At 67.1% G+C, this 11,046-nt stretch carries 9 protein-coding genes; 4 read left to right on the forward strand and 5 right to left on the reverse strand.

Annotated elements, in window-relative coordinates; translation table 11 throughout:
- Nucleotides 1-61: 61 nt before the first annotated feature.
- Nucleotides 62-910 carry an SDR family oxidoreductase gene (locus AC1DGE_RS02260; RefSeq protein WP_441417634.1) on the forward strand — a complete coding sequence of 283 codons (849 nt, stop codon included), beginning with the start codon at nucleotides 62-64 and terminating at the stop codon, nucleotides 908-910.
- A gap of 30 nt (nucleotides 911-940) precedes the next feature.
- Here AC1DGE_RS02260 and AC1DGE_RS02265 read toward each other — a convergent pair whose 3' ends face one another.
- Together AC1DGE_RS02265 and AC1DGE_RS02270 are read right to left on the reverse strand one after the other, a co-directional pair.
- On the reverse strand, nucleotides 941-1,798 hold the full coding sequence (locus tag AC1DGE_RS02265; protein WP_441417633.1) for a 3-hydroxyacyl-CoA dehydrogenase: 858 nt from the start codon (nucleotides 1,796-1,798) through the stop codon (nucleotides 941-943).
- A 26-nt stretch (nucleotides 1,799-1,824) separates the two neighbouring features.
- The gene (locus tag AC1DGE_RS02270) at nucleotides 1,825-2,457 is read right to left on the reverse strand and encodes a TetR/AcrR family transcriptional regulator (protein WP_441417632.1); all 633 of its coding nucleotides are present in this window, start codon (nucleotides 2,455-2,457) and stop codon (nucleotides 1,825-1,827) included.
- A 70-nt stretch (nucleotides 2,458-2,527) separates the two neighbouring features.
- On the opposite strand from AC1DGE_RS02270, the gene AC1DGE_RS02275 reads away from it, so the two are divergent.
- Together AC1DGE_RS02275 and AC1DGE_RS02280 are read left to right on the forward strand one after the other, a co-directional pair.
- Nucleotides 2,528-4,933 carry an alpha/beta fold hydrolase gene (locus AC1DGE_RS02275; RefSeq protein ID WP_476916813.1) on the forward strand — a complete coding sequence of 802 codons (2,406 nt, stop codon included), beginning with the start codon at nucleotides 2,528-2,530 and terminating at the stop codon, nucleotides 4,931-4,933.
- 78 nt (nucleotides 4,934-5,011) lie between these two features.
- Nucleotides 5,012-5,599, forward strand: coding sequence for a TMEM175 family protein (locus AC1DGE_RS02280; protein ID WP_476908746.1), 588 nt, complete (start codon nucleotides 5,012-5,014; stop codon nucleotides 5,597-5,599).
- Here the strand turns inward: AC1DGE_RS02280 and AC1DGE_RS02285 are convergent, their stop codons facing one another.
- Together AC1DGE_RS02285 and AC1DGE_RS02290 are read right to left on the reverse strand one after the other, a co-directional pair.
- Entirely contained in the window at nucleotides 5,600-7,054 is a 1,455-nt protein-coding gene (locus AC1DGE_RS02285) for an FAD-dependent monooxygenase (protein WP_476916891.1), read from the reverse strand.
- 183 nt (nucleotides 7,055-7,237) lie between these two features.
- Entirely contained in the window at nucleotides 7,238-8,035 is a 798-nt protein-coding gene (locus tag AC1DGE_RS02290) for a dioxygenase family protein (RefSeq protein ID WP_441417629.1), read from the reverse strand.
- A 138-nt stretch (nucleotides 8,036-8,173) separates the two neighbouring features.
- Here AC1DGE_RS02290 and AC1DGE_RS02295 point away from each other — a divergent pair, with 138 nt between their 5' ends.
- Complete coding sequence (locus tag AC1DGE_RS02295; protein WP_476916814.1) at nucleotides 8,174-9,247, forward strand: DNA polymerase IV; 1,074 nt, start codon at nucleotides 8,174-8,176, stop codon at nucleotides 9,245-9,247.
- A 756-nt stretch (nucleotides 9,248-10,003) separates the two neighbouring features.
- Here the strand turns inward: AC1DGE_RS02295 and AC1DGE_RS02300 are convergent.
- Nucleotides 10,004-10,765 (reverse strand): GAF and ANTAR domain-containing protein, encoded by a 762-nt coding sequence (locus AC1DGE_RS02300; protein ID WP_441417627.1) that lies wholly within the window; start codon nucleotides 10,763-10,765, stop codon nucleotides 10,004-10,006.
- Nucleotides 10,766-11,046 lie beyond the last annotated feature (281 nt).

Genomic DNA, 11,046 nt, shown 5'->3' on the forward strand with positions numbered 1-11,046 from the left:
CCCGGTACCGAGTCCGATGACAACTCTTGCTCTCCACGGCCGCTGCGCGTATGAGAGAAGCATGAGTTCGCAACGGGACGTCCTCCACGGACGCGTGGCGGTCGTGACCGGCTCGACACGCGGTTTGGGTTTTGCCATGGCGCGGCTGCTGGGGCACCAGGGGGCGACCGTGGTGCTGGCGTCAAGATCCGACGCCGACGTCGCCGCCGCCGTGGAGCGGCTGAGAACGGAAGGGATCGCGGCGTCCGGACGTCGCTGCGACACCGGGGAGCTCGCCGACGTGGAGGCCCTTCGCGACGAGGCGCTAAGCCGCGGGACGCTCGACATCTGGGTCAACAACGCCGGAGTCTCCGGCGTCTTCGGGCCCACGGCGTCCACACCGGTCGACGACTTCACGCGGGTGGTGCGCACAAACATCCTCGGCACGTTCCACGGATCGAGAGTCGCGTTGCCCGTGTTCCTCGGCCAGGGCCGCGGCGACCTCGTCAACGTCTACGGCCAAGGCGACCGGGGGCCCGTCGCGCTGCAGAATGCCTACGCGTCAAGCAAGCGCTGGGTCCGGCAGTTCACCGAGACGTTGCGGCTGGAGACCCGAGGCACCGGCGTCCGGGTGCATGGCATGAACCCGGGGCTGGTGGTGACGGACCTGCTGGGGCACATCACGTCCCAGCCGGGGTACGACCATCGGCTGGGCGCGTTGCAGCTCGTCGTCGGATTGTGGGGGCAGACCCCCGACGACGCCGCGCGCCCCCTCCTGGATCTCGTAACGTCGGACGCGGCCGAGTTCCGGTATCTGACGAAGACCACCATGGTGACCCGTGGGGTGCGCAACGTGCTGGCCGGACGGCTCCGCCGGGCCAACCGGATGCCACTGAGCGTCACGGTCCTGGACGCGAACGGCCGGGGCTGACACCCGGGAAGCACGTGGCGCCGGCATGGCTCAGTACCGGTAAAAGCCCTCGCCCGTCGCGACACCGAGCTTGCCCATGTCGATGTAATTGTCCTTCAGATACTTAGCGAATGCCTGAGACCCGGCGTCCGGCGAGGAGGCGGCGATGTTGTACGCGGTGCCCAGGCCGACGACGTCGAAAATCTGGAACGGTCCGCTCGGCGCCCCGGTGGCAATGCGCCAGGTCTTGTCGATTGTCTCCGGGCTGGCGATGCCCTGCAGCAGCAGGCCGGCGGCCGCGTTCAGCAACGGAACCAGCAGCGAGTTCAGCACGTAGCCGGCCTTCTCCTTCTTGATCTCGATCGGCTCCAGGCCGCCGTTCCGCGCGAACTCGACGACGGCGTCGAACACTTCCGGGTCGGTGTCGGCGGTGCCCATCACCTCGGCGATGTTTTGCGCCCAAATGTTGTTGGCGTAATGGATGGCGAGGAAGCGGTCGGGGCGGCCGGTGGACTCCTTGAGGTCGCTGGGCAGCAGGGTTGAGGAGTTGGTGGCGAAGATGGTCCTGGCGGGGGCCAGCTCCGCGAGTTTGCGGTACACGTCCCGCTTGAGCTCGAGCAGTTCGGGTACGGCCTCGATCACGAGGTCCGCCTCGGAGACGGCGCCCCGGAGGTCGGCGGTGAGGCGAAGGTTGCCGAGAGCCGCCTCGGCCTTGCCCTCCCCGGCGCCGGCAATGTTCGCCGCCCGGTAGATGCCGGCGAGCTGCGCGAAGCGGGAGCGGGCCTTGTCGAGGGCCTCATCGTCGAGGTCGTAGGCGGTGACGGCGAACCCGTGGAACGCGGCCTGGTAGGCGATTTGGGAGCCGAGTACTCCGGTGCCAAGCACGGTGAGGGTCTTGATTTCTGCCATTTGCGTTCTTCCTTTCGGCGCGGACGTTACCGTCGGCCGGGGTTGTCGGAGCCGTAGATGCTGCGGATCCAGATGGTCGATAACACGTGCAGGGCGCTGGACTCCGGGATGGCGGGACTCTCCTGGTTGAGGACCGCGGTGATCACCCGTTCGTTCATCAGGTTGAGGCTTACGGCCAGGTCGTGGGCGTCGACGCCCTCCGGCGCAGCGCCTCGTGCCTGCTCGGACCGGATCACGTCGCTGGAGAAGTCGACCCATGACTGCATCGACTTGGACCAGAGCGCACGCACCTCCTCGTTGCGGGCGCGCGCCGCGATCGCCGCCGTGGAAACACCCCGGTGGGCCGCGAACACCTCGACGAACATGCCAATGGAACGGGTCCAGGCTGCCGCGGGGTCGCTCTCGAAATCGCGCGGCAGGTCACCGACCCGGTGCTCAACCTCGGTGATGACACGGTCCAGCAGGGCCAGCAGCACCTCGTCCTTGGACCCGAAGTAGAAATAGAAGGTAGGGCGTGAAATGCCGGCGCCGCGGGCCAGCTCCTCAATCGAAATATCGTCGAAGGCCCGCTCGGCCAGGAGGGCCTCGGCGGTAATCAGGATTGTGTCCTGGCGCTCATCACCCGAGACCTTTGCGGAGCGTCTTCCTCGCTGAACCATGCCGCCCATCCTAATCCAACTTTCCGACGCCGTGTTGACTCTCTCAACACTAAGTCGATAACTTGGCGGTATGAGCGAACACGTGGATGTGTTGATTGTCGGCGCCGGGCTGAGCGGCATAGGCTTCGCCAGCCGGCTGAAACGCGAGATGCCCGGGAAGTCGTTCGCGATCCTGGAATCCCGCAGCGCCGTCGGAGGCACCTGGGACCTCTTCCGGTACCCCGGCATCCGCTCCGACAGCGACATGTACACGCTCGGCTACTCCTTCCGGCCCTGGGCCGGCGCCAAGGCCATCGCCGACGGCGATTCGATTCGCGAGTACATCCAGGCGACGGTCGCGGACGAGGGTCTCGAATCGCGGATCCGGCTGAATTACCGGGTCGTCTCGGCCGAGTGGTCAAGCGAAACCGCGCTGTGGACGGTGACGGCGGTCCCGACGTCGGGCGGCGAGTACCGCCAGGACGCTGCGGCATCCCGTCCCGGCAAGCCCGCCACCTTTACCTGCTCGTTCCTGTCCGTCTGCTCGGGTTACTACCGCTATGACGAGGGCTTCACCCCGGCCATCGAGGGCGCCGACACCTTCACCGGATCGATCGTCCACCCGCAGCACTGGCCGGCCGACCTCGATTACGAGGGCAAGCAGGTGGTGGTCATCGGCAGCGGCGCCACCGCGGTGACGCTCGTGCCGTCGATGGCGAAGACGGCCGCCAGGGTCACCATGCTGCAGCGCTCCCCCACCTACATCGCCCCCGTGCCCTCCCGGGACCACCTGGCCGACCGCCTCCGAGGCAAGATGCCCGCCCAACTGGCTTACGACGTCGTCCGGGCCAAGAACGTTCTCTTTTCGATGTTCACGTACCAGCTCAGCCGGCGGCGGCCGGAAACGATGAAGGCGATCCTCCGGAAATCAGCCGTCGCCAAACTGCCGGCCGGCTTTCCGGTCAACACGCACCTGGCCCCGTCGTATCAGCCCTGGGACCAGCGGGTCTGCGCCATCCCCAATGGGGACCTTTACCGGGCGATCAGCGCCGGCACTGCCGACATCGTGACCGACGAGATCTCCCGGATCACCCCGGACGGGATTGACCTGGTTTCCGGCGGATCAATTCCTGCCGACGTGATCGTCACGGCGACCGGGCTGAACCTGCTGGTGATTGGCGGAATGACCCTCACCGTGGACGGCGAGCCCGTGGACGTCGGCAAGACCTTGACCTACAAGGGCATGATGCTCGACGGCGTACCCAACTTTGCGCTCACCATCGGCTACACGAACGCGTCATGGACGCTCAAGGCCGATCTGGTCGCGGGTTATATCTGCCGGCTGCTCAAGCACCTCGACCGCCGGAACCTGCAGTGGGTTGCACCCGCGGCGCCCGGCGACGTTGCGGACGCGGGGCTGATTTCGCTGATCGACCTGAAAGCCGGGTACATCCTGCGCGGCGCGGACAAGCTCCCCCGGCAGGGCGCCAGCTCACCCTGGCGGCTGCACCAGAATTATCTGCGCGACTTCGCCCTGCTCAGGGCCGGCCGGGTCACGGACCACGTCCGTTTCGGCCGGCGCGGGCAGCAGGTGCGCGCGTTCGGACGTACGACGGCGGCGCTTGGCCCTCTTGAGCTTCCGGGAACGGGATACGTCGACGTCGGCGGTGCGCGGCTGCGCTTCCGGAAGACCGGCAGCGGGGATCCCGTGCTGCTCCTGCACGGCATCGGCCAGAGCCTGGAGGATTGGAACGAGCAGCACGATCGTCTCGCGGCACGGCACACGGTCATCAGCGTGGACCTGCCCGGGTTCGCGTACTCTGCCCGCCTCTCCGGGCCGGCGACGTTGGCAAAGCTTGCCGACGCCCTGCCGGCCTTCCTCGACGCCGTCGGGGTGCACGAGCCGCTGCCCGTGATCGGCAACTCGCTCGGCGGGGCCGTCGCCATGAAACTGGCGGCCGACCATCCGGACCGCGTCTCCGCCCTGGTTCTTGCCAACAGCGCCGGATTCGGCAAGGAGGTTGCGCTGGTCCTGCGCCTGCTTACCATTCGGCCGCTCGCGGCCCTGCTCACGCGTCCCGCTGCGGCGGCCTCCCGCCGCACGGTCGAGTCGATCTTCTATGACAAGAGGCTGGTGACCGACGCCCGGGTTGGCCACGCTTTCGCCCTGTCGCGACGGGCCACGCACCGCAAGTCGCTGCTGGACGTCGCCCGCGACCTTGGCACAGTCTCCGGCGTTCGGGCCGAATGGCGGACGTCCCTGCTTGGTGCTCTGGCGACGTCGGAGATACCCGCCCTGGTGTTGTGGGGCTCCCACGACCACATCCTGCCGTTTAGCCATCTGGCGGCGGCGACGGCGGCACTGCCGCAGGCCGAGTCACATGTCTTCGCGAAGACGGGGCACATGCCGCAGATCGAGCGGCCTGACGAGTTCGCCGCAGTGGTGGAGGAGTTCCTTTCCCGGCGCGTGGCGGGGAGCGAGGCTGCCAACATCTGATCCGACCGGCGTTGCCGTTGCCGTTGCCGTTGCCGTTGCAGTCTGCCGCGAGCATGATGACTTGATGGAGGAAACGGTGTGAACAAGAACCGCCTGGAGGCGTTCAGCGACGGCGTGCTGGCCATCATCATCACGATCATGGTCCTGGAGCTGAGGGTGCCGGAGGAACCGACCTGGCATGGCCTGGCCGATGTCCTGCCAACCTTCCTCAGCTACCTGCTCAGCTTCGTTTACGTTGGAATCTACTGGAACAACCACCACCACATGATCCACCTGGCCGACCACGTCAACGGGACAATCCTCTGGGCGAACCTGCACCTGTTGTTCTGGCTTTCGCTGTTCCCCTTCACGACCCGCTGGATGGATGAAACCGGCTTCGTCCGTGTACCGGTGCTGGTCTACGGGATGAACTTATTCTGTGCAGCCATCGCCTACTTCATTTTGCAGCAGGCACTGATCCGCCAGCAGGGCAGGGACGGCGCCCTGGCACGCGCTGTCGGCCGGGACTGGAAGGGCAAGGCGTCGCCGCTGATTTACCTCACCGGGATTGCCGTGGGCGTCGTACAACCGCTGCTCGGGCTTGCCGTGTACACCGTGGTGGCCCTGATCTGGCTGGTGCCGGACCGCCGGGTTGAGCACTTTGTCACCCAGGCGGGCCGTGGCTAGTCAGCCCTGAGGCCCGAACCACCTGGCCAGCGCCTCGGCCAGCCCCCGCGAGGTTCCGTCTCCCGTCCACGCCACATACCCGTCCGGACGGATCAACACGGCAGCCGGGGCGCTCACCGGACCGATCACCGGAAGCTCCCATCCGCCGTCGTACATGGCGTCCACCGGCTGCACCCGGTCCGCCCACGGCCCCGGGTCGACTCTGCCCGGCGCCCCGAGGTTGAGCAGCACCGCGCGGGCGTTGTGCAGGAAGCTGAACACGCGCAGCGGACCGCTGGCGGTGACGACGTCGAGATCGGGCATCCGACGCCCGAGCAGCGGATGCCCCTCCCCCAGGTCGTAGCGGACGTCGAGGCCGGAGATGAGGCCGCCAAGCCGTTTCCGGGCCTCATCGATCGTCAGCAGGCCGGCCACAGTGTCGGCCAATGCGCCGATGCGCGGGTCGGACCGCTGCATAACGGACTGTGCCATCGTGTGCTGTAGCGCGCGTGCCCCGGCGGGGTGCCGCTCGGCGTGATAGCTGTCCAGCAGGCCCTCCGGCGCCTGTCCCTTGACCACCTGGGCGAGTTTCCAGCCGAGGTTCACGGCGTCCTGGATCCCAAGGCCGATCCCCTGGCCACCCGACGGAGAGTGGATATGCGCGGCGTCCCCGGCGAGCAGCACACGGCCGCTGCGGTAGGCCGCGGCCTGGCGTGTGGCGTCGGTGAACCGCGAGATCCAGGTCGGAGTATGGACCCCGAAGTCCGTGCCGTAGACCTCGACCAGCGCCCTGGCGAGGTCAGCCAGGGTCGGCTCCGTGGCCGGTCCGAGATGCTTCTCGGTCACGACCACCCGCATGGTTCGCCCGTCCTCCATCGGGTGCAGCCCGTGGACCCCCACCTCGTCGATGCGCATGCCCGTTGGCGTCTCCTCCGTCACCTCCACCTCGGCGATCAGGCTGCTCCTCGTCGCATCCCAGCCGGGGAACTCGATGCCGGCCGCCTTCCGGACGGCACTCCGGCCGCCGTCGGCGCCTATAAGGTACAGCGCGCGCCTCGCACCGCCGTCGGCGAGATGGACGGTGACACCGCCGCTGTCCTGCGCAAAGCCGGCAACGTCGAGCCCCCGATGGACCGGCACACCCAGCTCTTCCACCCAGCCTGCCAGGATCCGCTCGATGTGGTTCTGCCACAAGCCGAGCGTGTACGGATACCGGGTAGGAAAGTCACCCAGGTCCAAGGCCGTCGTGCCGAAGAATGCCGCCTGGACGGCCTTGCCCTCGGCGAGGAACCGGTCTGCAATCCCGCGCTGGTCGAGGAGTTCGATTGTCCGCGAGTGGAACCCGCCCGCTCTCGAGCCCACCAGTCCCGGCGTCGGTCGGCGTTCCACAATTGCCACATCTATCCCGGCCAAGGCGAGCTCGCCGGCCAGCATCAACCCCGTCGGACCGCCGCCCGCAACGATCACATCAACCACCAATACCCCCGCCTCTCCGCGCCTTCTCCAGGCTGGCTTCCCCGGCACCGCTTCCGGCACCACCGAGCCAGTTTGAAGCATGAAGGGGGCCTTGCCGCAAGCCCCTTAGGGCGCGGTAGATTGGAAGAAGAGCGGGGCATCCGCAGACCGGACCGGAGGAAGTCCCGCAGCAGGTTTCTTGGCTTAGGTCAGGGTCCAGGAGCGCTTCGACAGGCCGAACCAGAACCCGTCGATGGCGGTCTTGGCCTGCAGGTCACCGGACTCGTAGGCAGCGCCGAGCGCCACATACAGCGGTGCCCAGTGCTCGCTGCGGGGGTGCGCCTCGCGGGCTGCCGGGGCCTTGTGCAGGAAGTCCAGGATAGAGTCGACGTCGCCGCGCGCCATCGCTTCCTCGGCCCACTGGTCGAACTCACGGGAGACCGACGGCGGGGTGCTGTCGGGTCCCCCGGCGGGGTTGAACCAGCGCAGGTTGTGTGTGGTGAAGCCGGATCCGACGATCAGCGTGCCGCGGTCCCGCAACGGCGCCAGCGACTTGCCCAGATCGAACAGGCCCTGCGGATCAAGGGTGGGCATCGACATCTGCACCACCGGTACATCCGCATCCGGGAACATTTCCTTGAGCGGGACGTAGGCGCCGTGGTCCAGGCCGCGGCTCTCGTCCCGCTCGACGTGGTGGCCATGGCCGACCACAAGCTTCTCCACCTCGGCGGCCAGCCCGGGAGCCTGCGGGGCGTCGTACGTGACGTCGTAGTACTTCTGGGCGAACCCGCCGAAGTCGTAGACCAGTCCCGGGTTGCGCCCGGTGGCACTGAGGGTGACCGGGGCGTTCTCCCAGTGGGCGGACACCATCAGGATGTCTTTGGGCTTGTCGAAGGTGGCGGACCAATTCTTGAGTTCACCCGTCCACGTCGCGTCGTCGGCCAGCGGCGGCGCGCCATGGCTGAGGAAAAGAACCGGAGGGCGGTCGAGTGTCGAAGTCATGCCTTCAGCTTAGTCGGCTTTACTTGAAGGTTCAAGCTTCGTGAATCACATAGTGAGGGCTAGCTTCCCCGGACCGGCGCCGCAAACTCGACTGCTGCGGCCGATGCCTGCCGGTGATGTTTAGGGCAGACTGGTGGCGTGGACGGAATCCGGTGGGTGCTGCACGTCGATCTCGACCAGTTCATCGCCGCCGTCGAAGTGCTCCGGCGGCCGGAGCTTGCGGGCAAGCCGATCATCGTCGGCGGCCGCGGCGATCCCACGGAACGGGCGGTGGTCTCCACCGCGTCCTACGAAGCCAGGGCGTTCGGGGTGGGATCCGGAATGCCCTTGCGCATTGCGGCCCGGAAAGTGCCCGACGCCGTGATCCTGCCCGTCGATCACGAGGCATACCTCGCGGCGTCTGAAACGGTGATGGCTACCCTGCGCGCGCAGCCGGGCGCCACCGTCCAGGTGCTGGGTTGGGATGAAGCCTTTGTCGGCATCGAGTCAGAGGATCCGGAAGCTTACGCCCGGCAGGTGCAGGCCGCCGTCCTGGAGCAAACGCAGCTGCATTGCAGCGTGGGCATCGGCGACACCCTGGTCCGTGCCAAGGTGGCCACCGGTTTCGGCAAGCCGGCCGGCGTCTTCCGCCTCACTTCCGAGAACTGGCTCGAGGTCATGGGCAGCCTGCCCACCAAGGAGCTGTGGGGCGTCGGAACCAAGGTGTCCGGCCGGCTGGCCAAGCTCGGCATCAACACTGTCGCCGAGCTCGCCGCCGCCGACCCTCAGGACCTGGTCCCGGAGTTCGGCCCCAGAATGGGTCCCTGGTACGCGGAGCTGGCACGTGGCGACGGCACCAGCGTGGTGGACGCCACCCCGTGGGTTGCCCGCGGTCACAGCAGGGAGACCACCTTCCAGCACGACCTGACCGAGGCAGCCCAGGTGGCCGGCGCTGTCAGGGAGCTGACAGCGCGCGTCCTCGAGGATGTTGCGGCCGAAGGACGACCCGTCATTGGGCTGACCTTGAAGGTTCGGTACGCGCCGTTCGTCACCAAGACCCGCGCAAGGAAGATTCCCGAGACGTTCGACCGGGACGAGATCCTCGCGCAGGCGTTGGACCTTGCGGCCGCCATCGAAGCGGGCCGGCCCATCCGGCTCCTGGGCCTGCGGGCCGAAATGCCGATGCCCGACGACGCCCGGAAGGGTCACACCCCAACGCGCGGCGGCTGGTGACGCCGTCGTGCGGCGGCCGCAGCTAGCGGGCAGATCCGCGGGCGGATCAACTCGTCGGACCGTCGCACGCCCTGGTCGTAGCCCGGCGACCGACCGTCGGCGCGCTGACGCCGCCGGGAATAGTGTCGTCACAACAGGTCCGTTCCAGCCATACTCCGATACTCTGGAAGAGGTCAGGCAGTGGCCTCCGTTCTTTTCCAGAGGACACACTGTATGCTCGCGAAACTCTCCGTAACTGTCGCCGTCGACATGGACGCCGCCGCAGTTACCCTTCGGCCCACCGGCCGGTTGACCCCCAAAAACGTTCAAGGCCTCCTCGCGGTGGTGCGACGCGCGACGCGCGTCCTGCCCGGCTTTGACGTCCTGCTTGATCTTGACCAGCTCCTCGTGGATTGCCCTGAAACGCTCCCCGCCCTTAGCCAGGCCGGGGCCGGACCATTCGCAGCCATCACGCACGCGCCGGGTGCCGCCCCAGTGCCCCAACGCGGACGGCCGCGTGATGGAACTAAGCAGCTCCGGCTACCACGAGCGGATATTCCACCATTTCGGGAGATGGCCGTTCGTGCCCGCTGAAGACCTGTTGAAGTTGCGCCAATCACTGCGTCAGGCACAGAGCCTCGGCGGCCGGACCGGCGCCAGCGAGCTCCTTCTCCTTGTCGATGAGGAAGTAGACAGGCGCCGGGGCGGCGCACCGCGCGACGATGAGCCCTCCGGGGACGGGGCAGGCGCGAACTGACGATCTGCCGCGGCACTGCCCTACTTTGGACGCGGAGGTATTTCGGTCGACATTTCTCCGCTACTGGTCAGGTTTTCTGCCACCTCACGCAGTTTCGTGTTGGAAGTGGTGCTGGCGCGGGAGAGGACCAGAAAGGCCTGCTGGGCGGTTAGTTTGTAACGCTCCATGAGGATGCCTTCGGCCTGGCCGATGAGCTGGCGGGAGACCAGCGCCTCATTGAGCTGGCTGATTTTCTGGGAGTCGGCGAAGGCCACCGCTGCGTGGGCAGCGACGAGCAGCCCAATTTGCTCCGACTCTAGGTCGAAAGCGTTCGGACTGGCTCCATACAGGTTCAACGCACCCAGCCGGTCGCCTTCGACGAACAACTGGATTGAAAGCATGCTGCGCGCCCCAAGCTCAACGGCGCCGCGGGAGAAGGCCGGCCAACGGGTCTCACTGCTGAGGTCGGGCACCCGCACAATCCGGTCCTCGTAGGCCGCGTCCAGGCACGGCCCCTGTCCGGATGTGCTTTGCAGAGCGTCAACCCTGCGGGGAAGGTCTCCCGAAGCGACCGGTGAATCGATCTTCTTCCGGCCAGTGACCACGCTGATGGACGCATCGGCGGCGCCGGGGATGAGCTGGACGGCGGCCTGCACTATCCCGGCAAGCACCCTGTCGGGATCATGTTCGTGCTGCAGCTCCCTGGCCAGGTCGCTGAGCTGTGTGGCCAGTCCGCCGCTGCCACTCCCGCCCTGTTCTGGCTGCCCGGAAGGGCCGTCCGTCTGTGATGCGTCGGTGTTCATCTGCTCACCTCAGTTCTTCCGTATGCGCTGATACTACGTCCGGAATCCCCTGCCGGACCCTCTCGGCAGGGGTTTTCTTCGGCACCGGACGGCCAAGCATTAGCTCGGACTTCGGCCCACAATGTCCGGCTCGCGGGTCCCGGCGCCGCGATGCGGACAAGCCGTACTTACCGAGGACTTCTCCGGATTTGTTCGACGGCTCGCCTGGATAACGGCGGCCGTGCACTCCAACGGCCCGCCGAAACGTCGAAGGCGATGGGCAGCACGGAACGCTTCATCGA

This window comes from Arthrobacter sp. 05N425 (assembly GCF_056397125.1).